This is a genomic window from Novosphingobium arvoryzae, from assembly GCF_014652615.1.
Lineage (GTDB): Bacteria > Pseudomonadota > Alphaproteobacteria > Sphingomonadales > Sphingomonadaceae > Novosphingobium > Novosphingobium arvoryzae.
This window is the reverse complement of record NZ_BMZD01000001.1, coordinates 45,133-66,644: the sequence shown is the minus strand read 5'-3', so window position 1 is coordinate 66,644 and position 21,512 is coordinate 45,133. Positions and strand designations below refer to the sequence as shown.

General features: G+C 67.6%; 21 protein-coding genes. 15 read left to right on the top strand and 6 right to left on the bottom strand.

The genetic code is table 11. The annotated features are described in order from the left end of the window. Positions 1-16 precede the first annotated feature (16 nt). The 6 genes from IE113_RS00300 (at position 17) to IE113_RS00275 (ending at position 6,286) form a co-directional block, all read left to right on the top strand. Positions 17-1,612, top strand: a complete 1,596-nt coding sequence (locus IE113_RS00300) for a M23 family metallopeptidase (protein WP_189538433.1) — start codon at positions 17-19, stop codon at positions 1,610-1,612. Between the two features lie 69 nt (positions 1,613-1,681). Next, positions 1,682-2,677 carry a porphobilinogen synthase gene (gene hemB, locus IE113_RS00295; RefSeq protein ID WP_189538432.1) on the top strand — a complete coding sequence of 332 codons (996 nt, stop codon included), beginning with the start codon at positions 1,682-1,684 and terminating at the stop codon, positions 2,675-2,677. Beyond that, positions 2,670-3,233, top strand: coding sequence for a GNAT family N-acetyltransferase (locus tag IE113_RS00290; RefSeq protein WP_189538431.1), 564 nt, complete (start codon positions 2,670-2,672; stop codon positions 3,231-3,233). The genes hemB and IE113_RS00290 overlap by 8 nt, the downstream gene beginning before the upstream one ends. After that, on the top strand, positions 3,221-5,455 hold the full coding sequence (locus IE113_RS00285; protein WP_229822019.1) for a fused MFS/spermidine synthase: 2,235 nt from the start codon (positions 3,221-3,223) through the stop codon (positions 5,453-5,455). Before IE113_RS00290 ends, IE113_RS00285 begins: the two co-directional genes overlap by 13 nt. After that, complete coding sequence (locus IE113_RS00280; protein WP_189538430.1) at positions 5,452-6,024, top strand: gamma carbonic anhydrase family protein; 573 nt, start codon at positions 5,452-5,454, stop codon at positions 6,022-6,024. Before IE113_RS00285 ends, IE113_RS00280 begins: the two co-directional genes overlap by 4 nt. Continuing rightward, positions 6,005-6,286 (top strand): DUF167 domain-containing protein, encoded by a 282-nt coding sequence (locus tag IE113_RS00275; protein WP_189538429.1) that lies wholly within the window; start codon positions 6,005-6,007, stop codon positions 6,284-6,286. The genes IE113_RS00280 and IE113_RS00275 overlap by 20 nt, the downstream gene beginning before the upstream one ends. A 78-nt stretch (positions 6,287-6,364) precedes the next feature. Here the strand turns inward: IE113_RS00275 and IE113_RS00270 are convergent, their stop codons facing one another. From IE113_RS00270 to IE113_RS00255, 4 genes are all read right to left on the bottom strand, one after another. Beyond that, entirely contained in the window at positions 6,365-6,997 is a 633-nt protein-coding gene (locus tag IE113_RS00270) for a YoaK family protein (protein ID WP_189538428.1), read from the bottom strand. A gap of 51 nt (positions 6,998-7,048) precedes the next feature. Next, on the bottom strand, positions 7,049-7,453 hold the full coding sequence (locus IE113_RS00265; RefSeq protein ID WP_189538427.1) for a group II truncated hemoglobin: 405 nt from the start codon (positions 7,451-7,453) through the stop codon (positions 7,049-7,051). A 138-nt stretch (positions 7,454-7,591) separates the two neighbouring features. Next, positions 7,592-9,955 carry an ATP-dependent Clp protease ATP-binding subunit ClpA gene (gene clpA, locus IE113_RS00260; protein ID WP_189538426.1) on the bottom strand — a complete coding sequence of 788 codons (2,364 nt, stop codon included), beginning with the start codon at positions 9,953-9,955 and terminating at the stop codon, positions 7,592-7,594. Between the two features lie 119 nt (positions 9,956-10,074). Further along, entirely contained in the window at positions 10,075-10,278 is a 204-nt protein-coding gene (locus IE113_RS00255) for a DUF1192 domain-containing protein (RefSeq protein WP_189538425.1), read from the bottom strand. A gap of 92 nt (positions 10,279-10,370) precedes the next feature. Between IE113_RS00255 and IE113_RS00250 the strand changes: the two genes are divergently transcribed. From IE113_RS00250 to IE113_RS00240, 3 genes are all read left to right on the top strand, one after another. Further along, the gene (locus tag IE113_RS00250; protein WP_189538424.1) at positions 10,371-11,375 is read left to right on the top strand and encodes an NAD(P)H-quinone oxidoreductase; all 1,005 of its coding nucleotides are present in this window, start codon (positions 10,371-10,373) and stop codon (positions 11,373-11,375) included. 110 nt (positions 11,376-11,485) lie between these two features. Next, entirely contained in the window at positions 11,486-12,187 is a 702-nt protein-coding gene (locus tag IE113_RS00245; protein ID WP_229822018.1) for a DUF1013 domain-containing protein, read from the top strand. Positions 12,188-12,250: 63 nt separating this feature from the next. Then, positions 12,251-13,939: an AMP-binding protein gene (locus tag IE113_RS00240; RefSeq protein WP_189538423.1), complete on the top strand. Its 1,689-nt coding sequence runs from the start codon at positions 12,251-12,253 to the stop codon at positions 13,937-13,939. A 137-nt stretch (positions 13,940-14,076) separates the two neighbouring features. On the opposite strand, the gene IE113_RS00235 is transcribed toward IE113_RS00240, so the two are convergent. Then, complete coding sequence (locus IE113_RS00235; protein ID WP_373297828.1) at positions 14,077-14,448, bottom strand: bactofilin family protein; 372 nt, start codon at positions 14,446-14,448, stop codon at positions 14,077-14,079. A gap of 4 nt (positions 14,449-14,452) precedes the next feature. Beyond that, the gene (locus IE113_RS00230) at positions 14,453-15,547 is read right to left on the bottom strand and encodes a M23 family metallopeptidase (RefSeq protein WP_189538421.1); all 1,095 of its coding nucleotides are present in this window, start codon (positions 15,545-15,547) and stop codon (positions 14,453-14,455) included. A 285-nt stretch (positions 15,548-15,832) separates the two neighbouring features. On the opposite strand from IE113_RS00230, the gene IE113_RS00225 reads away from it, so the two are divergent. The 6 genes from IE113_RS00225 (at position 15,833) to IE113_RS00200 (ending at position 21,511) form a co-directional block, all read left to right on the top strand. Continuing rightward, the gene (locus IE113_RS00225; protein ID WP_189538420.1) at positions 15,833-17,110 is read left to right on the top strand and encodes a glutamate-5-semialdehyde dehydrogenase; all 1,278 of its coding nucleotides are present in this window, start codon (positions 15,833-15,835) and stop codon (positions 17,108-17,110) included. A gap of 10 nt (positions 17,111-17,120) precedes the next feature. Next, on the top strand, positions 17,121-17,777 hold the full coding sequence (locus IE113_RS00220; RefSeq protein WP_189538935.1) for a nicotinate-nucleotide adenylyltransferase: 657 nt from the start codon (positions 17,121-17,123) through the stop codon (positions 17,775-17,777). 49 nt (positions 17,778-17,826) lie between these two features. Beyond that, positions 17,827-18,222: a ribosome silencing factor gene (gene rsfS / locus IE113_RS00215; RefSeq protein WP_189538419.1), complete on the top strand. Its 396-nt coding sequence runs from the start codon at positions 17,827-17,829 to the stop codon at positions 18,220-18,222. A 168-nt stretch (positions 18,223-18,390) separates the two neighbouring features. After that, a complete protein-coding gene (locus IE113_RS00210; RefSeq protein WP_189538418.1) occupies positions 18,391-18,813 on the top strand; it encodes a 23S rRNA (pseudouridine(1915)-N(3))-methyltransferase RlmH in 423 nt (140 codons plus the stop codon). A gap of 10 nt (positions 18,814-18,823) precedes the next feature. Further along, entirely contained in the window at positions 18,824-20,047 is a 1,224-nt protein-coding gene (locus IE113_RS00205; protein WP_229822017.1) for a murein hydrolase activator EnvC family protein, read from the top strand. An 81-nt stretch (positions 20,048-20,128) separates the two neighbouring features. After that, on the top strand, positions 20,129-21,511 hold the full coding sequence (locus IE113_RS00200) for a S41 family peptidase (RefSeq protein ID WP_189538417.1): 1,383 nt from the start codon (positions 20,129-20,131) through the stop codon (positions 21,509-21,511). Position 21,512 lies beyond the last annotated feature (1 nt).

Below are 21,512 nucleotides of genomic sequence, written 5' to 3'. Positions count from 1 at the left end.
TGCAGGACACGGGCTGATGGTGCAGCTGCCGGGGGCAGGTTTCTTGTTCAAGCCGCGCGAATTGCCGGAGCCGGGAAGCGGCGGTGCAGTGGCGCTGGCCGCGGCGCTGACCCATGCGCAGATCGCCAGTCTGCCCGCCGCCCCGCTGATCGAGCAGCTGGAAAGGCGCCGGACCGCCTTGCTGAGCACCATCGCTACGTATGACTGGGCGCCCGATCTGGCCGAAGACATCGGCAGCCAGCGCTGGTTTCGCGGGTTGGGGACGATGCTGGGGCTGACGCTGGCCGCGCTGGCGTTCTGGCCCGATTTCTCGGCCCAGGCGGCCCCTCCGGCAATGCCGGTCGATGCGGCGGCGCGCGACGAGTTTCGCAGCCAGATGATCCAGCCGCTGGCGCTGGGCGGGGATAGCGGCCACCGCATGGGGCCGACCGCCGCCGTCGTGCCACTGGCCGCCGCGCCCGAACGCGCGCTGGTGCAATTGACCGCGACGCTGGTGCAGGGCGACAGCTTTGCCCGGATGCTGCAACGCGCCGGAGTGGGCGCGGCCGATGCTGAGCGCGTGGCGCAACTGGTCGGCCAGACAGTGCAGCCGGGGCAGATCGCACCCGGCACACAAGTCGACATCACGCTGGGCCGGCGCGGCGATGGTGCTGCCGCCCGGCCGCTGGAGCGGCTGTCGTTTCGCGCGCGGTTCGATCTGGAACTGGCGATTGCACGCAATGGCGGCGCGCTGGTGGTGACGCCGCGCCCGATCCATGTCGATACCACGCCGCTGCGCATTCGCGGCACCGTGGGCGGCAGTCTCTATCGCTCCGCCCGCGCGGCGGGTGCGCCGATCGAGGCGATCCAGCAATACCTGCACGCGGTCGACCAGCATCTCAGCCTCGATACCGCGATCGAGCCGGGCGATACGTTCGACCTGGTGGTCGATTACAAGCGGTCGGCCAGCGGTGAGGCGCAAGTGGGCGAGCTGCTCTATGCCGGGATCGAGCGCGCGGGCCGCCCCAAGGCGCAGTTGCTGCGCTGGGGCAGCGAGGGCCAATTCTTCGAGGCATCGGGCATGGGCGCCCAGCGCACCGGGCTGCTGATGCCGGTGGTCGGGCGGGTGACGTCAAATTTCGGCGCGCGCCGCCATCCGATCCTGGGCTATACCCGGATGCACGCCGGGGTGGACTTTGCCGCACCGACCGGCACCCCGATCTATGCCGTGGGCGATGCGGTGGTCAGCTATTCCGGCTGGCGCGGTGGCAATGGCAATTACGTACGGCTGGAGCACGGCGGCGGGTTTGGCACCGGCTATTCGCACATGAGCCGGATCGCTGTGGCATCGGGCATGCGCGTGCGGGCCGGGCAAGTGATCGGCTATGTCGGTTCCACCGGCCTGTCGACCGGGCCGCACCTGCACTACGAACTTTATCGCAACGGCCAGAAAGTGAACCCGCTGTCGGTCAGGTTTACCGTCAGCACGCAGGTCGATGCCAAGGAGCTGGCGGCGTTCAAGGCGCGGCTGGCTTCGCTCAAATCGGTCCAGCCCGGCGCAGCGCTGGTCAGCCTGGCTCCGCGTCAGGCTGCTGTCGCAGGCCCGGAGCGGGAAATCGCGCGGCTCGACTGACCCCGACCGCCGCAGCGCACGGCGCATAGCGGGCTTTCAACCGGGCAGGTCCCGTTCTAGAAGCCCTGCATGACCGGACCTTTTCCCGCCACCCGCCTGCGCCGCACCCGTGCCAACGCCTGGAGCCGCGCGCTGCACCGTGAAACCGTGCTGACCCCGGCTGACCTGATCTGGCCGCTGTTCGTCACCGAAGGAAGCGGGGTGGAAGAGCCCATCGGCTCGCTGCCCGGCGTGTCGCGCTGGTCGGTCGACGGGATCGTGGCGCGCGCGAAGGAGGCGACGGCGCTGGGCATCCCGTGTCTGGCGCTGTTCCCCAACACCCAGCCCGACCGCCGCAGCGCGGACGGGCGCGAGGCGCTCAACCCCGACAACCTGATGTGCCGCGCGATCCGCGCGATCAAGGATGCCTGCGGCGACAGCATCGGCGTGCTGACCGACGTCGCGCTCGACCCCTATACCAGCCACGGGCAGGACGGGCTGATCGACGCGGCCGGCTATGTCCTGAATGACGCCACGGTCGAGGTGCTGATCGGGCAAAGCCTGAATCAGGCGGCCGCCGGGGCCGATGTCATTGCCCCATCCGACATGATGGACGGCCGGATCGGCGCGATCCGCGATGCGCTGGAAGGGGCGGGCCACATCAACGTCCAGATCATGAGCTATGCGGCGAAGTATGCCTCTGCCTTCTATGGCCCGTTCCGCGATGCGGTGGGCAGCAGCGGACTGCTGAAGGGCGACAAGAAGACCTATCAGATGGACCCGGCCAATGCCGAGGAAGCCCTGCGCGAGGTCGAGCTCGACCTGGCCGAAGGCGCGGACAGCGTGATGGTCAAGCCCGGCCTGCCCTATCTGGACATTGTCCGGCGGGTGAAGGACGCCTTCGAAGTGCCGGTGTTCGCCTATCAGGTCAGCGGCGAATACGCGATGATCGAGGCGGCGGTGGCCGCCGGTGCGGGGGACCGCGATGCGCTGGTGCTGGAAACCCTGCTGGCGTTCAAGCGCGCGGGCTGTTCCGGCGTGCTCACTTATCATGCGGCTCATGCAGCGCGGCTGCTGAATGGCTGAATTCCGGCTGGAAACGCCGCGCCTGATCCTGCGGGACTGGCGGGATGAGGATTGGGCGCCGTTCCTGGACGGCACCAATACGCCCGACGGCATGCGCTGGCTGGGCGGGGTGATGGACGCCGCGAAACAGCAATGGCAGCGCGAACGCCTGCTGGGCTACGCCCGCGATCACGGCCATACCTTTTGGGTGGTGGAGCGGCGCGAGGATGGCGCGGTGCTGGGGATGTGCGGACTGAAACGCGCCAACCAGCCTGGCGGGCCGCAAGGCGATTTCGAAGTGGGCTGGCGGCTGCGCGGCGATGCGCAGGGGCAGGGCTATGCCCGCGAGGCGGCGATGGCTTCGCTCAATTACGCGTTCACCGCACTGGATGCGCCGCACGTGCTGGCCCTGACGGTGCAGGGCAATGCACCCAGCTGGGGCCTGATGGAGCGGCTGGGGATGCAGCGCCGCGCCGATCTGGATTTCGACAGCGCCGATTTCGATCCCGATACCGGGCGGATCATCGCCTATGTCCTGACCCGCGCAGGCTGGGAGGAGCAGCCGTGGCGGGCGTGACGCCGGCCACCGCGCCGGGGCCGTCCCGCGCGCTGTTCGTGGTGACGATCCTGGCGGGCAGCTTCCTGCTGTTCCTGGTCCAGCCGATGGTCGCGCGCATGGCGCTGCCGCGCCTGGGCGGTGCGCCGAACGTATGGAACAGCGCGATGCTGGTCTATCAGGCGCTGCTGCTGGCGGGCTATTTCTATGCCCACCGGCTGTCGCGGATGCCGCTGCGACGTCAGGCGACGATCCACCTCAGCCTGCTCGCCGTCGCCGCGCTGACCTTGCCGATCACGCTGGCGGGCCTGCCGCCGCCGCGCCCCGGCACCGAAGTGGTCTGGGTGCCCGCCTTGCTGGCGCTGACCATCGGGCCGGTGTTTTTTCTGGTGTCGGCGCAGGCCCCGCTGATGCAGCGCTGGTTTGCCGCAGATCCCCGCGCCGGGGAGCCGTGGGCGCTCTATGCCGCTTCGAACCTCGGCAGTTTCGGCGGGCTGATCGCCTATCCGCTGTTGGTGGAGCCGGAACTGTCGATCCATGCGCAAAGCTGGGGGTGGAGCATCGGCTATGGCGTGCTGTTGGCGCTAATCGCGCTGGCGGCGCGCGCGCGGTGGAGCGCGGCTGACGTCATCCCTGCGCAAGCCGCCGAGCCGCTCCAGCCGGTGCCGCGCCGCCGGATCGCGCTGTGGCTGGCGCTGGCGGCGGTGCCGTCGGGGCTGATGCTGTCCACCACCACGCACCTGACGACCGACATCTTCGCCATGCCGCTGCTGTGGGTGATCCCGCTGGGGCTGTACCTGCTCAGCTTTGTGATCGCCTTTGCCGACCGGCGCGGGGCGGCGCGGGTGGTGTCGGCGCTGGCCTGGGCGGCGGTGCTGGGTGCGGGCGGGATGGCGATGATCTCGCAAGGCTCGTCGGGCCTTGTCCCGGTCATGCTCAGTGTCGTGCTGCTGTTTGTCATCTGCGTGGCGCTGCACGCGCGGATGTATGATCTGCGGCCTCCGGCGGAGCAGTTGACGCTGTTCTATCTGGTGATGTCCGCAGGGGGCGCGCTGGGCGGGGTATTTACCGCGCTGGTCGCGCCGCTGGTGTTCGACTGGGTGTGGGAACACCCCCTGCTGGTACTGGCTGCCACTGCGCTGCTCCCGGCAGAGCGCCTGCTCGACTGGCGACGGATGCGCGGGCTGCAGCCGGAAATGGTCAAGCTGGGGCTGGCGGCCCTGCTCGGCACGGCGGCGTTTCTGGTCTGGCTGCTGCTGGAAGCCAACGCGTTGGCGGAACCGGGCTGGCAGCGCGCGCTTTGCACCGCGGCGCTGGTGCTGATCGGGCTGCTGCTGACGCCGTGGCGCTGGCTGGTCACGGCGCTGCTGCTGGCAGTGATGATCGCGCAGGGCGGCGACCAGACCTTGCGCGACACCCGCGACGGGGTGCGCAGCCGCAGCTATTTCGGCGTCTACACCGTGCGTGACCATCCGTCAGAAGGGATTCGCACCCTGGCCCACGGCACCACCCTGCATGGCGAACAGTCGCTCGATCCGGTGATGAAGCGAATGCCGCTGAGCTATTATGGCCCCGGATCGGGCGCGGGGATCGCCTTTGCCAATGCCAGCGCGCTCTATGGGCGCGGGGCCCGGCTGGGGGTGGTCGGACTGGGGACGGGGTCGCTGGCCTGTTACCACCAGCGCGGCGAACGGCTGACTTATTTCGAGATCGATCCGGCGGTGCTGCGCTATTCGCGGGATGGCACGTTCACCTACATCCGCGATTGCGCGCCCGACACGCAGATCGTGCTGGGCGATGCGCGGCTGGAACTGGCCAAAGTTGCCCCCGGCAGCTTCGACGTGCTGGCGATCGACGCGTTCTCGTCCGATGCGATCCCGCTGCACCTGATGACGTCAGAGGCATTTGGCGTCTATCTGCGGGCGCTGTCGCCGCGCGGCGTGCTGCTGGTGCACATTTCCAACCGCTATATCGATCTGGAGCCGGTCCTCGCCGCCGAAGTGCGCGCGCGGGGTTTGGCCGGGGCGATGCGCGAGGACGTGCCGCCCTATGGTTCGGACTGGACCGCCTCGTCATGGGTTGCGATTGCCCGCGATTCCGATCAACTGGCGGCGCTTGGCCAGAAGGCCCCGGCGATGGCGTGGCGACCGCTGGTGGCCCCGGCCGCGCGGCGGTGGAACGATGACCATGCCTCGATCCTGCCCTATATCCAGTGGCGCAACTTTCTGGGACACCCGCAATGACCATCAGCCGCCCCGACGTTTCGATCATCCCGATCCACGGCAAGACCCCGCGCATCCACGACAGCGCCTTCGTCGCGCCGGGTTGCCGGATCATCGGTGACGTGGAAATCGGGCCGGATGCCAGCATCTGGTACAACTGCGTGCTACGCGGCGATGTCAGCCAGATCGTGATCGGCGCGCGCACCAATGTGCAGGACGGCACGGTGATTCACTGCGACAGCCCGATGCCCGGCGCGCCGAACGGCTTTCCCACGCTGATCGGCGAAGATGTGCTGATCGGCCACATGGCGATGATTCACGGCACCGTGATTCACGATCGCGGCTTTGTGGGCTTTGCCGCGCAGACCATGAACGGCTGCGTGATCGAGGCGGACGGAATGCTGGCGGCGGGCGCACTGCTCGCCCCGAACAAGCGCATTCCCAGCCGCCAGCTGTGGAGCGGCCGCCCGGCCACATTCATGCGCGATCTGGACGACCGCGCGCTCGGCGGGCTGCAACTGGGCGTGAAGCACTACGTCGAAAACGCGAAGCACCACCGCGCGGCGATCGATGGCCAGACCGAAAGCTGAATTTCCCCCGGCGGAAGCAATCCGCGCGCTGGCTGACGGCGAAGGGCGGCTGGCCCTGCGCGTCACCCCCGGCGCGCGGGTGGAGGCGGTGGAGCTGGGCGATGGCCGGGTGGTTGTGAAAGTCCGCGTGAAGCCGGAAGACGGCAAAGCCAATGCCGCCGTGCTGGATTTGCTGGCCGATGCGCTGGGCATTGCGACGTCACGACTGCGCTTGTTGCGCGGCGCAACTGGGCGCGACAAGCTGGTGCAACTCGACGGGTAAGGGTTTGGGGTTTGTTTCAGCGGCACTGAAACAGCTGAGGCACCGGCCCGGTGCCGTATCCACACAAGTGGAACGGACTCAGCCTTTCAGCCGGCGTGACAGGAATGCCAACGTGCCGGTCCAGGCGACCGCGATCCACAGCACCAGTGCCGGGGCATGGAGCCAGCCAACCGCGCCCAGCACCGCGCCCAATGCCAGTCCCAGCCACAGCAGCAGCCACCCGCTCCAGCCTTCGCCGCCGGTGCCCGTCAGCCATGCGGCCAGCCCCTGGCTCATCCGCACCAGTGCCCCGGTCATGTAGGTCAGGCCGACCGATACCTCGCCCCCGCGCTGGAACGTGTTGTTGAGCGCGCCCATCGCCGCCACCAGCAACGCCAGCATCGCGGGCGTGTGCCCCAGCGCCTGCGTGGTTGCCGCTCCGGCAAGCAGCAGCGTGACCGTGCCCAGCACCACCGGCTTGCGGTGTTGCCCCGCGCGCGCCGCCAGCAGCGCGCCGCCGATCACACCCAGCACGAACCCCGCGATCAGCAGTGCCGGAATCCACGCGAGCGCGGGAAACTGGATCAGGTCCACGCCCAGCCGGGTGGTGTTGCCTGACATGAAGGACACGAAATAGCGGTCCGCCGAAAGGAACCCGGCGGCATCGACGTAACCCGCAAGACCCGCCAGCGCGATGGCCAGCGCCCGGCGGGGGTGATCGTACTGGTGCATGGGATCAGCCTAACGCCGCACGGCGTTGCTGGCAAAATCAATTGGTGTCGGTCAATCCCGGGCCATGCCCTTGGCCATGCGATCCAGCACATCGGCCATGGCATCGGCAATTTCGCGGTCGGCGACGTCGGTTTCGGCAATCGCGCGGCGCATGGCCTCTGCCCATTGTCCGGCGGTGGCGCGGTTAATGCGGAAGCCGCCGTGGGCGCTCATCATGCACTTGCCGGGGTTCGCTTCGAACCAGTCGCGCGGCCCGCCTGCCCAGCCGGCCAGGAACAGCGGCAGCGATGCGCGCATTTCGGACAAGTCCTCGGCGTGCATATCGCGGAGTTCGGCATAGGCCGGGTCCTGATCCATCAGGTCATAGAACCGGTCAGTGATCGCCCGCAGTACCGGATGGCCGCCGACCCGCTCGAACGGGCTGGTGGCGGGAGCTTCGGCAGTGGCAGTGGTCACGGGGCATTCTCCGGCAGGCACAAATCAACATGTCGTGCCTAGCGCAGCCGTCGGTCCAGCGAATTGACCGGAATCAAACGCCGCCCCGAAGCAGGTTCGGGGCGGCGCCAGAGTTGGGAGCAAGGTTGGGACAGGTTGTTATTCGCCGTCGCCGCTGGGTTCCGGCGCGGCCTTGGGCTTCTTGCCGACCGATGGGACGGACTTCTTGCCCTTGACCAGCTTGGGCGGCGCGGGCGTCAATTCGAACGCCAGCGCATCGTCCCTGACCGAGACGTGGACTTCGCCGCCGTGGCGCAGCTTGCCGAACAACAGTTCCTCCGCCAGCGGCTGCTTGACCTTTTCCTGGATCAGGCGGGCCATCGGCCGCGCGCCATAGAGCTTGTCATAGCCGCGCGCACCCAGCCAGGCACGGGCATCGCCGTCGAACTGGATGTGGACGTTCTGCTCGGCCAGTTGCAGTTCCAACTGCAGCACGAACTTGTCGACCACGCGGGCGATCACTTCGGTGCCGAGGTAGGCAAACGGCACGATCGCATCCAGGCGGTTGCGGAATTCGGGGCTGAACATCCGCTTCACCGCTTCGTCGCCCGCATCCGCCTTGGACACGTCGCCGAACCCGATGCCCTGCTTGGCCATGTCGCTGGCGCCCGCGTTGGTGGTCATGATGAGGACCACGTTACGGAAATCGACCGTCTTGCCGTGGTGGTCGGTCAGGCGGCCGTTATCCATCACCTGCAGCAGGATGTTGAACAGGTCAGGGTGGGCCTTTTCGATTTCATCGAGCAGCAGCACGCAGTGCGGTTGCTGGTCGATCGCGTCGGTCAGCAGCCCGCCCTGATCGTAGCCGACATAGCCCGGAGGCGCACCGATCAGCCGGCTGACCGAATGGCGCTCCATGTATTCGGACATGTCGAAGCGCTGCATCGGAATGCCGAGGATCTGCGCCAGCTGCTTGGACACTTCGGTCTTGCCGACGCCGGTCGGGCCGGAAAACAGGAAGCTGCCAATCGGCTTGTCCGGATCGCGCAGGCCCGCGCGGCTCAGCTTCATGGCGCTGGACAGCACTTCGATGGCCTTGTCCTGCCCGAACACCACGCGCTTCAGATCGCGCTCCAGATGTTCCAGCGCGGTGCGGTCGTCCGACGAGACGGACTTGGGCGGGATCCGGGCCATCGTCGCGATCACGGCTTCGATCTCGCGCGCGGTGATGGTCTTCTTGCGCTTCGACGGCGGCACCAGCATCTGCATCGCGCCGCATTCGTCGATCACGTCGATCGCCTTGTCGGGCAGCTTGCGGTCGTTGATGTAGCGCGCCGACAGCTCGACCGCAGTCTTGATCGCGTCGGGGGTGTACTTGACCTTGTGGTGCTCCTCGAACGCGGTGCGCAGACCTTTGAGGATCTTGATCGTGTCCTCGATGGTCGGCTCGTTCACGTCGATCTTCTGGAACCGGCGGAGCAGCGCGCGGTCCTTTTCGAAGTGGTTGCGGAATTCCTTGTAGGTGGTCGATCCGATGCAGCGGATCGTCCCGCCCGACAGCGCGGGCTTCAGCAGGTTGGAGGCGTCCATCGCCCCGCCGCTGGTCGCCCCGGCACCGATCACAGTGTGGATTTCATCGATGAACAGCACCGCGTGCGGCATCTTTTCAAGTTCGTTGACGACCTGCTTCAGCCGCTCCTCGAAATCGCCGCGATAGCGGGTGCCAGCCAGTAGCGCGCCCATGTCGAGCGAATAGATCACCGCTTCGGACAGGACTTCGGGCACTTCGCCCTCGACGATCTTGCGCGCGAGGCCTTCCGCAATCGCGGTTTTGCCGACGCCGGGATCGCCGACATAGAGCGGGTTGTTCTTGCTGCGGCGGCACAGGATCTGGATCGTGCGGTCCACTTCCGGCCCGCGTCCGATCAGCGGATCGACTTTGCCCGCCAGCGCCTTTTCATTCAGGTTGACGCAGAACTGGTCGAGCGCCGTTTCCTTCTTGCCGTCCTTGGCGGCGGCCTTTTCCTCGGCCGCGGGTTGGTCGGTTTCGGTGCCCTTGGGGCTGCGATCCTCGATCCGCTTGCCGCCCTTGCCGATGCCGTGGCTGATATAGCTGACGGCATCGAGCCGGCTCATGTCCTGTTGCTGCAGGAAATAGACGGCATAGGAATCGCGCTCTGAAAACAGCGCGACCAGCACGTTGGCGCCGGTGACGGTATCCTTGCCCGACGACTGCACGTGCAGGATCGCGCGCTGGATGACCCGCTGGAACCCTGCCGTGGGGGCGGGATCGCCCTTTTCCTCGGTCTTGAGCGACTGGTATTCCTGATCGAGGTATTGGCGCACCACGTCGCCCAGCTCGCCCAGGTCCACTCCGCAGGCCTGCATCACTTGCGCCGCGTCGGCATCGTCGATCAGCGCCAGCAGCAGATGCTCAAGCGTGGCATACTCGTGGCTGCGTTCCGAAGCGTTGGCGAGCGCGGAATGTAGCGTCTTTTCAAGGCTTTGGGCGAAACTTGGCATCTAGCGGGCTTTCACGCGGGAGGGGGAGGAGGGCCGGGGGAAGGATGAACGAAGGGAGTATGAACGGTCGGGATTAACCGAACCTATATGGCGCGCCCGCGCAAAACCGGTAGGGGCGCTCATCGTTTTGGCCCGCCGAACAGCGCATCGGCGGCGGCGCGGTGCGCGGCTGCCTTGTCGCGATGCGCTTTCACGCGGGCGATTTCCGCTTCCAGCAAGGCGACGCGCTCAGCCAACTCGTCCTGCGAATAGCTGTCGAGGCTCTCGCGAGCCAGGGCGCTGGCGGCATCACCGCGCGGGCGGGGGCGATCATCGTCGTCCATGCATGGCAGAATCACCGCTGCGGCGCTTGCTGTCAACACGGCCAAAGGATAGGGGAAGGCAGGCGTGCTTTTTGGGCAACGGGGCTGTGCAAATGACTGGTTTACTTCCCGATTCCATGAAGGTCGCGGGTTTTGACGCTCCCGGCGGCCCGGAAGTGCTGCGGCTGGCCGATGCGCCGGTGCCTGTGCCGGGGCCGGGCGAGGTGCTGGTGCGGGTCGCCTTTGCCGGGGTGAACCGGCCCGACGTGATCCAGCGCCAGGGTTTCTATCCGCCGCCGCCGGGCGCTTCGCCGATCCCGGGGCTGGAAATCGCGGGCGCGGTCGTGGCGCTGGGAGAGGGCGTGGAACCGGCGCTGCTGGGCCAGCAGGTCTGCGCGCTGGTATCCGGCGGGGGCTATGCCGAATATTGCCTGGCGGTCGCGGACCACTGCCTGCCGGTGCCGGCGGACCTGCCGCTGGATCAGGCCGCCGCGCTGCCCGAAACGCTGTTCACCGTGTGGCACAACGTGTTCGAACGCGGCTGGGCGAAAGAGGGCGAGACGATCCTGGTCCACGGCGGCACCAGCGGGATCGGCAGCATGGCCATCATGCTGGGCAAGCTGTTCGGCCTTACCGTGATCGTCACCTGTGGCGGGGCGGACAAGTGCGCCCAGGCGCTGAAGATCGGCGCGGACCACGCGATTGACTACAAGGCGCAGGATTTCGTCACCGAAGTGGCGCGGATCACGGATGGGCAGGGGGTGCACCTCGTGCTCGACATGGTTGCGGGCGATTATGTGATGCGCAACCTCAAATGCCTTGCCGATGATGGCCGCCACGTGACCATCGCGGTGCAGGGCGGGGTGCGGGCCGAGCTCAACATGGCCGAAGTCATGCGCCGCCGCCTGTGCCTGACCGGATCGACGCTGCGCCCGCGCTCCAACCAGTTCAAGGCGCTGCTGGCGCAGGAAATCGCGCGCATGGCCTGGCCGCTGGTGGAAAGCGGGCAACTGCGCCCGGTGATGGACCGCGCGTTTCCGCTGGCCGAGGCGTCGGCCGCCCATGCGCGGATGGAGGCGGGCAGCCACATCGGCAAGATCGTGCTGGCGGTTGGTTGAGTCGCTGGCGGCCCTAGAAACCCTTGCCCTTCGGGGCGAATCCGCCTAGACGCCTGCCCAAACGGCCGCTCCGCGAGGGGCGGCCCTTCTATTTTGAACGGAGAATACCCGTGTCCCAGCCGACCCCGTTGATGCCGCACGCCACCGCTTCGTGGCTGGTCGACAACACCGCGCTGACCTTTGAACAGATCGCCGAATTCTGCGGTCTGCACATCCTGGAAGTCCAGGCGATGGCCGATGATCTGGCCTCGTCGAAGTACACCGGACGCGATCCGGTGCGCGCGGGCGAACTGACCATGGCCGAAATCGAAAAGGGCCAAGCCGACGCCAACTATGCCCTGAAGATGCAGAAGGCTCCGGTTACCGTCAGCCGCACCAAGGGCCCGCGCTATACCCCGGTGTCGAAGCGCCAGGACAAGCCCGATGGCATCGCGTGGATCCTGCGCCACCACCCCGAAATCTCGGACGCGCAGATCGGCAAGTTGATCGGCACCACCCGCAACACCATCGCCGCGATTCGCGATCGCAGCCACTGGAACATCGGCAATATCCAGCCGAAGGACCCGGTCACGCTGGGCCTGTGCAGCCAGCGCGAGCTGGACGCCATCGTTGCCAAGGCGGCGAAGAAGGCCGGGCTGGAAGATGCCGCCGGTGACGATGAACGGCTGGGCGATGATCGCGCCTCGCTGATCGAGGAACTGCGCGCCGAACGCGAAGCCGCCTCGCGCGCTGCCAGCGAAGCCGCGCAGGAAGCCGAAGCCGCCGCCTGGCTCGAAGCCAAGCGCGCTGCCGAGGCCGCCGAAGGCCAGTAAGCTTGCCGGTTTAGGCCATCGTGGCAACTTGCCCTTCCCGGTGGGAGGGGCCAAGTTGGCAGGATGACCGAAACCGATCCCGCACCGACCCCCTGGCAAGCCCACTATGCCCACCCTTGCGCGTGGGACATGGACTTTCCGCCACTGACCCTGCCAGAGATGTTCGCCCAGAGCGCCGCCCGCTTTGCCGAGCGGCCGCTGGTGGACTTCATGGGCCGCGCCTTCACTTATGCCGCGCTGCATGCAGAGGCCCGCGCTTTTGCCGCCGGGCTGCAGCGGCTGGGCGTGACCAAGGGCGACCGGATCGGGCTCTACCTCCCCAATGTCCCGATCTATGTCTCGGCCTATTACGGGGCGATGCTGGCCGGGGCGACCGTGGTCAATTTCAGCCCGCTCTACACCGCGCAGGAACTGGCTGCGCAAGTGGAGGATTCGGGCACGCGGCTGCTGGTGACGATCGATTCGGTCGCGCTGCTGCCCACCGCGCTGGAAGTGCTCAAGACTTCCGGGCTGGAACGGCTGGTGGTCGGCTCGCTCGCGGCGATGTTGCCGCTGGCCAAGGGGCTGGCGCTGCGGCTGCTGGGGCGCAAGTCGCTGACCCGCATTCCCGCCCGCCCGGACGTGATCCGGTGGGAGGACGCGCTGGCCCGGACCGATCCCGCGCCCGTCCTGCTCGATCCGCTGGAGGATCTGGCCCTGCTGCAATACACTGGCGGCACCACCGGCACGCCCAAGGGCGCGATGCTGACCCACCAGAACATCTCCGCCAACACCCGCCAGGTCGAGGCGATCGATCCCCGCGCGGGCGAACGCGACGTGATCATGGGCGTGCTGCCGCTGTTCCACGTCTTCGCCAATATCTGCGTGCTCAACCGCACGGTGGTGAACGGCGGGTGCATTGCCATGCTGCCGCGCTTTGATGCGGGGCAGGCGCTCAAGACGCTGCAACGGGTGCGCGCCACCGCGATGCCCGGCGTGCCGACGATGTATCAGGCGCTGCTCGATCATCCCGCGCTGGCCCGGACCGATTTCTCCTCGCTGCGGGTCTGCATTTCCGGCGGCGCGCCGCTGGCCGGGCCGCTGAAGGAAAAGTTCGAGGCCGCCACCGATGCGCGGCTAGTGGAAGGGTACGGCCTCACCGAAACCGCCGGCGTTGCTTCCACCAATCCCTATGAGGGTGAAGACCGCGTGGGCACCATCGGCCAGCCGATCCCCGCCACCCGCATTCGCCTGCTTGACAAGGAAGACCCCACCCGCGATGCCCCCGCCGGGCAGCCGGGTGAACTCGCCATCCAGGGCCCGCAAGTCATGCGCGGCTACTGGCGCCGCCCCGAAGCCGCCGCCGCCTTTGCGGAGCGCGCCGATGGCCAGTGGCTGCGTACCGGTGACGTCGCGGTGCTGGACGATCAGGGCTATGTCCGCATCGTCGACCGCATCAAGGACATGATCGCGGTGGGCGGGTTCAAGGTGTTCCCCAGCCAGGTCGAAGCCGTGGTGCTGGAACACCCGGCGGTCAAGGAAGTGCTGGTCATCGGCGTCCCCGAACCCCGCCTTGGCGAAGTCCCCCGCGCCTACGTCACCCTGAACGACGGCACGGCCGAAACCGGCGAAGCCCTGCGCGACTGGATCAACGCCCGCATCGGCAAGCACGAACGCGTCGACGCTGTGGTGGTGCGGGAAACCATGCCCAAGACGATGATCGGCAAGCTGGACCGCAAGGCGTTGAGAGCCGAGGTGGCGGCGGAAGGATAGGCCCGCCGTCCTGATCGGACGTCACCCCGGGCCTAACCGGGGGGCAGCGACCTTCTGGATTGCTATGGTTTGCGCGACCGCCGGACAAGCCAAGCGGGATTCCGGATCAAGTCCGGGATGACGAAGGCGGAGTTGCCCTAGACCGCCGCTGCCAGCAGCGCTTCAACCCCAGCCGCCACACTCGGTTCGTTCGCGCCGCGCGGGGCGAAGCGGCCTTCGACCTGGGCGCCTTGTTCGATGGTCAGCGAATCGTAGTGGACGTCGCCGTGGATGCGGGCGGATTTGAGGACCACCAGGTCGCGCACGCTGATCGTGCCGCGGATCACGCCGGACAGGCGGGCCGTTTCGGCCTTGACCGCGCCGATGATTTCGCTGGCTTCGCCCTGCACCAGCGCGGTGCAGGTCACGTCACCTTCGATCCGGCCATCGACGTGGAGGTCGGCCGAGGCGGTGACGTCGCCCTTGATGCGGGTGTCGGCGCCGAAAACGGAGAAGGTCGATCCTGCCACGGTGTTACTTCCCGTTGGGTGCGCGGCTGCGCGGTTCTTGGAAAACATGGGCAGCAGCCTCTAGAAATGGACGCGGGTTGAGCGGACGGTCGTGCATCCGCACTTCGAAATGGAGGTGCGGCCCGGTGGACCGCCCGGTGTTGCCAATCGCGCCGATCACGGCCCCGGCGGCCACCGGCTGGCCGACCCGGGTGGCAAAGCGCGACATGTGGGCATAGCGCGTCATCAGCCCGTTGCCATGGTCGATTTCCACGCAGTTGCCGTATCCAGCCTTCACCCCGACGAAGCTGACGGTGCCTTGCGCGGCGGCATAGATCGGCGCGCCGATCGGGCCCTTGAAATCCAGTCCGGCATGGAACGCCGCGCCGCCACCAAACGGGTCGGCGCGGTAGCCGAAGCCCGACGAGACGAATTCGAGGCTGGCGGGCAGGACCTGGGGAATCCCGGCAAGGCCGCGTTCCAGCGCATCCATCCGCGCCAGGCTAACGCCGAGCCGTTCAAAGCGCGTGTCGATCCGCCCCCCACGCGCCGTGGCCAGCGCGATGAAGGGACCGCCCATTGCGCTGCGATCGTCGAGCGAGGCGAGCATGGTGCGGGGATTGAGGCCGAGGCGCTTGATCTTGCTTTCGGCGTCGGCGGCGCGGCGGTCCGCCGCGCGGGTCAGCTTTTCGACGAAGGCCAGCTGGCGGGCCTCGATCCGGGCGAGCGCGGCGGCTTCGGGGATCAGCGCGCTGACCTTGTTCACGGTCTTGGCCGCTTCGCCGGAGGAATCGGAGACGGTTTCGCCCGCCTTCTTCTCTTCCGGCAGGTCGCCCAGATGCGCCTCGGCCATCTTTTCCAGGAATTCCTGGCGCTTTTCGAGGTCGGTGGCGACGCCCTTGATGTCGTCGCGGTATTCGGACACCCGGCTTTCGGCGGTGGCGACTTGCGCTTCGCGGTTGAGCAGCGACAGCCGGTCGCGCGCGGCGAGGTATTGGGATACCGCCATGCCGGCCATCGACAGCACCCACACCAGCAGCAGCGCCGCGGTAACGCCCGCGCCGATCATCTGGATCCGCGATGAAACCTTGATGAAACGAACCTGCCCCTGCGACCGCATGAAGAATTCGCGATCGGGAAACCATGTCCGCAGGCGATCCCCGAAACCGCCAACGCTCAATTTTTGCAAGACGACCCCGGAAGCCTGATTTCAGTTGGGCGCGCGCTAGCAGGCGCATCGGCACGAGGCGAATCCATTAACCGGCGGAGTCGCTGAATCGACGGACTCGCGCGACGAGTCGTTTGCGGCCCCTACGAATTAGCCCCTAAGTTACTTGCAACCGATTGCAGCGAATCGGCACCGGCGGTGACAGCACCGGGCGGAAGTGCTAGGCGCGCGGACCTGATGACCACTGACCTTGCCCCTGCCGTCGAAGCGCCCGAGGCGCTCGTTGCCCGTCTTGCCGGGGTCGGCCGCGCTGCCCAGCGCGTGCTGGCGCGCATGGATGCGCCGGCCAAGGCCGCCGCGCTCCACGCCGCTGCTGCCGCCCTGCGCGCGGCTGAAAGCACGATCCTCGCCGCCAATGCGCAAGACATGGCGGCGGGCGAAGCGCGCGGGCTGACCGGCGCGATGCTGGACCGGCTGCGGCTGGATTCCGCGCGGCTGGCGGGCATTGCCGACGCGGTCGACGCCGTCGCGGACCTGCCCGATCCGGTCGGACAGGTGATCGACCGCTCGGTGCGGCCCAACGGGCTGGAACTCAGCCGGGTGCGGGTGCCGGTCGGGCTGATCGGGATCATCTATGAAAGCCGGCCCAACGTCACCGCCGATGCCGCCGCGCTCTGTGTCCGCTCGGGCAACGCCGTGCTGCTGCGCGGCGGGAGCGAGGCGGTCCATTCCAACCGCGCGATCCACGCCGCGCTGGTGCAGGGCCTGGTCAGCGCCGGAGTGCCGGAAGCCGCCGTGCAACTGATGCCCACGCAAGACCGCGCTGCCGTGGGTGCGATGCTGACCGCCGCCGGCCTGATCGACATGATCATCCCGCGCGGCGGCAAGAGCCTGGTGGCCCGCGTTCAGGCCGATGCCCGCGTGCCCGTGCTCGCCCACCTCGACGGCATCTGCCACACCTTCATCCACGCCGCCGCCGATCCGGCCAAGGCCCGCGCGATCGCCCGCAATGCCAAGCTGCGCCGCACCGGCATCTGCGGGGCGATGGAAACGCTGCTGATCGATTCGACCTTCCCCGACGCGCAAGCCGTGGTGGCCGATCTGCTTGATGGCGGGTGCGAATTGCGGGGCGATGCGCGGGCCAGGGCGCTCGATCCCCGGATCAACCCGGCCTCGGCCGAGGATTGGGACACCGAATACCTCGATGCGATCCTCTCGGTGGCGGTGGTGGACGGCCTTGGTGCCGCGCTGGCCCACATCGAGCGGCATTCCTCGCACCATACCGATGCCATCGTGACCGAGGACGAATCGGTCGCCGAGCAGTTCCTGGCCGAGGTCGATTCCGCCATCGTCATGGTCAACGCCTCGACCCAGTTTGCCGATGGCGGCGAGTTCGGTCTGGGCGCCGAAATCGGTATTGCCACCGGGCGTTTGCACGCGCGCGGGCCGGTCGCGCTGGAAGGGCTGACGACCTATAAATGGCAGGTGCGCGGCACCGGCCAGGTCCGCCTCTGAGAGGCGCGCCCTGAAGCGGATCGGCCTTCTTGGCGGCAGCTTCAACCCCGCTCACGGCGGGCATCGCCGGATCACGCTGTTCGCCCGCGAAGCGCTGGGGCTGGACGAGGTGTGGTGGCTGGTTTCACCCGGTAACCCCTTGAAACCAAAGGCGGGAATGGCACCGCTTCATGCGCGGCTCGCTGCTGCCCGCAGCCAGTCGCGCCGGGCCCCGATCCGTGCCACCGCGATCGAGCGGGAGCTTGGCACCCGCTATACCATCGATACCCTGCGCGCCCTCACCCGGCGCTATCCCAAATGCCGGTTCATCTGGCTGATGGGGGCCGACAATCTGGCCCAGTTCAGCCAGTGGCGGGACTGGCGCGGGATCGCCCGCACCATGCCGATTGCGGTTATTGCCCGGCCGGGCTATGATGGCGCCGCTGTCGCGAGCCCCGCGATGGCCTGGCTCGGCCGATTCCGGCGGACCGCCGCCAGTCTGAAAACCCGGAGAGGATGGAGCGCCCCTGCGCTGATACCTTTGCGTTTTGATCCCGATCCGCGCTCGGCCACGGCCATTCGCCGCGCCGATCCTGACTGGGCCAGCCGTTATGACGGCCGCCCACAGCGTGATCCCCTGACGCACCATCCCGTTCATCCCCACAGCATCAAGAAAGCCGGGCAATGATGCCCAGCGCTTTCCGCATCGCCCGCTTACAGGAGCCGTTCCGGTTTACATGACCCCTGCCCAACCTTCCCCGGCCACTGCCGGTGCCCCCGCCCCGCTCCCCCCGTCCGAGCCGGGTTCGCTTCACGAACTCGTCCTGAAGTCGCTTGACGATGATCAGGCGCAAGAGCTGGTTTCCATTCCGCTCGAAGGCAAAAGCTCGGTCGCGGATCACATGGTGATCGCGTCCGGTCGCTCCACCCGCCAGGTCGCCTCGATGGCGCAGAAACTGGCGGAGCGGATCAAGCAGGGCGGCTTTGGCCATGTCCGGATCGAAGGCCTGCCTGCTGCCGACTGGGTGCTGGTCGATGCGGGCGATGTCGTCGTCCACCTGTTCCGCCCGGAAGTGCGCACGTTCTATAACCTGGAACGGATGTGGGCCTTCGGCGACAGCGGAAACGCGTGATTTCAGCTGCGTGGTCCGGTCATGCCCTTGGCATGACCTCGCGCGGCACCGGCCCGCTCCCCCGCCCGGCCACCCATCCAGGATATACTTCCGTGGGTGGCCGGGCGGGGGAGCGGGCCGGTGCCGCGCCAGCCACAAGCGCAGCTTGTGGCGACCACGGCGAATAACATGCGCCTGCACATCATTGCCCGCGGCAAGATCGGGCGGTCGCCCGAGGCGGAGCTGGTCGATCGCTACGTCAAGCGGATCGCATGGCCATTCAAGCTCACCGAGTTACCTGATGTGGGCGGCACGATCCCCGCTCCGCTCACCCCATCGCGCGATGTCCTGCTGGACGAGCGCGGCAAGCAGCTGTCGTCAGAGGAATTCGCCGCTCTGCTGGGCAAGTGGCGCGACGAGGGCGTGCGTGAAACGCGGTTCCTGATCGGGGCTGCCGATGGTCATGGCGAAGCCGGGCGGGCCAAGGCCGACCTGCTGATCGCATTCGGGGCGATGACCTGGCCGCATATGCTGGCACGCGCGATGCTGGCAGAACAATTATGGCGTGCAACCAGCATTTTGGCTGGCCATCCCTATCACCGTTCGGGATAAGCGCGCCGTCATGATCGCGCTGCGTTCCTTCCGTCTGTTGCCGCTGGCTGCTGTCCTGCTGGTCGGCGCGGCCACAGCGCAAGTGCAAGTGCCGGTCGAGACGGCCGAGGATTCGCGCAAGTTGCTGGCCGAAGCGCAGGCCCAGGGCGAACAGGCACGCCGCCGCGCGGAGGCGCTGGAAGCGAATGCCGCCAGCGCGGTCGCCGCCGCCGACAAGACCGCGCAGGAAGCGGCCGCCGTTGCCGCGCGCATCCAGCAATCCGAAGCGAAAATTGCCGAGAACGAGGCCCGCATCCGCCTGATCGATCGCCAGCGCGTGCAACTGCGCGCCCGGCTGGCAGAGCGGCAACGCCCGGTGGTGCAACTGACCGCCGCCCTTCAGCGCCTGTCGCGGCGTCCGGCCGCCTTCTCGCTGCTGCGCCCCGGTTCGCTGCGTGAAGCGGTGTATTTGCGCGCCGTGCTGGAAACGATGTTGCCCGAAGTGGAGCGCCGGACCGCCAGCCTGCGTGCCGAGATCGAACGGGGCCGGGCCTTGCAGCGTCAGGCCCAGGCGGCCACGGCAGCCTTGCGGGCCGGCCAGGGCGAACTGGCGCAGCGCCGCAAGGCGCTTGCCGCGCTCGAATCGCAGCAGCGGCTTGCCTCACGCCAGGCCAGCAACAGCGCCGACCGTGAGGCGGAACGTGCGCTGGCGCTGGCAGAGCAGGCCCGCGACCTGTCGACGCTGGCGCGTGAACTCGACAAGGCTGGCACCTTGCGTAGCGAACTGGCCGCCCTGCCGGGACCGGTGCTTCGGCCCTTGCAGCCGCAATCGGCGCAAGTGCGCGGCGATGCGGGGGCGATGGCCGAACCGCAGGTCGCGCCGCCGCCCGGATATATCCTGCCGCTGGCCGGACGACTGGTGGCCGGTTTCGGCGCGAGCGTGCCCGGACAGCCGCGCTCGCGCGGGATTTCCATCGCCGCGCGGGGCGGGGCGCAAGTCGTTACCCCGGCAGCAGGGCGGGTGGCCTTTGCCGGGCCGTTCCAGGGCTATGGCAGTATTGTCATCATCGAGCATCCGGGTGGCTGGACCTCGCTGGTCACCGGGCTCGCGGCACTGGATACCAGCGTCGGGCGGCAACTGGTCAGCGGTTCGCCACTGGGCGTGATGGGGCCGGGCCGCCCGGTGCTGACGCTGGAGCTGCGGCGGCAGGGCGAACCGGTCAATCCGCTCGATTTCGTGCGGAGCGGACCCTGAACCGGGCTTCGGGCCATCTGGCGTTAACGTGTCAGGCGCGATAGATTCGCGCGCAATTCGTGTGAAAGGCAATTCTGGCCAATGAAACTTGCATCCCTGACCCGCGCGGCCCTGCTGGTAAGCGCCGTGGCCCTGCTGCCGGCAACGACGGCAGGCCTTGCCGCGGTCGATGGCCGGTCCGCGCCGCAGTTCGGCAGGCTGTTCACCGTCTACCAGCTGGTCAAGGCGCAGTATGTCGAGCAGGTCGATGATGCGAAGCTGATCGACGGTGCGCTGGATGGCATGCTGGCCGCGCTGGACCCGCATTCCGGCTATCTCGACGGCAGTTCGGTGCAGCGGGTCAACACGCTGATCGATGGCAAGTATGCCGGGCTGGGGCTCAGCGTCGTCCAGGAACAGGAAACGGTCAAGGTCATCGCGCCGCTGCGGGGCAGCCCGGCAGCCGAAGCCGGGGTGAAGCCGGGGGACTATATCACCCACCTGGATGGCAAGCTGATCTACGGCGTCCCGCTGGATGAGGCGGTGGCCCAGATGCGCGGCGAGGCGGGCACCCAGATCCGCCTGACGGTATTCCGCCCGGGCCGCGATGAACCGTTCGATGTGACCGTGACGCGCAAGGAAATCCTGCTGGAGCCGGTGACCTGGAAGCTGGAAGGCAACATTGGCGTCATCAGCATCAACGAATTCTCCCGCGACGTTGGCAACTACGTTCGCACCGGCATCGCCGCGATGCGCCGCGAAAGCGGTGGACGGCTGAACGGGCTGGTGCTGGATCTGCGATCGAATCCCGGCGGTTCGCTGGAAGAGGCGGTGGCGCTGTCCGACCTGTTCCTGTCCAGCGGCGACATCGTCTCGCAGCGTGGGCGCAACAAGGGCGAGGACATGTATTTCCGCGCCGATGACATGGAAAATTATCCGGAGCTTCCGCCCGCTGTAGCGGCCACGTTCAAGGGCGATTCGGCCCGCGGGTTGCCGATCGTGGTGCTGATCGACGAAGGCTCTGCCTCTGCCTCGGAAATCGTGGCCGGAGCGCTGCAGGACCATCGCCGCGCACTGGTGATGGGTGAGCGCTCGTTCGGCAAGGGCAGCGTGCAATCGGTGTTCTACCTCAACAACCAGCGCACCCAGGCGGTGAAGCTGACCACGGCGCGCTATTACACGCCATCGGGCCGCTCGGTACAGGAAGGCGGGATCGAGCCCGACATTCGCGTGCCGCAGCTGTCCGACCCCGATGCGCGTCGCCGCTCGCAGATGGTGCTGCGCGAAAGCGACCTGCGCCGCCATCTCGTCAACGAAGTGGGCATCGATGACAAGCAGCTGGAGGCTGACAAGCAGGACGATCCGCGCTTCAAGCTGACGGCGGAAGAGCTCAAGGCCAAGGGCATCAGCGACTTCCAGCTGCACTATGCGCTGGAAACGTTGCGCCGGACCAGCGGCACGGCGCTGGCGATCAAGGGCAAGTGAC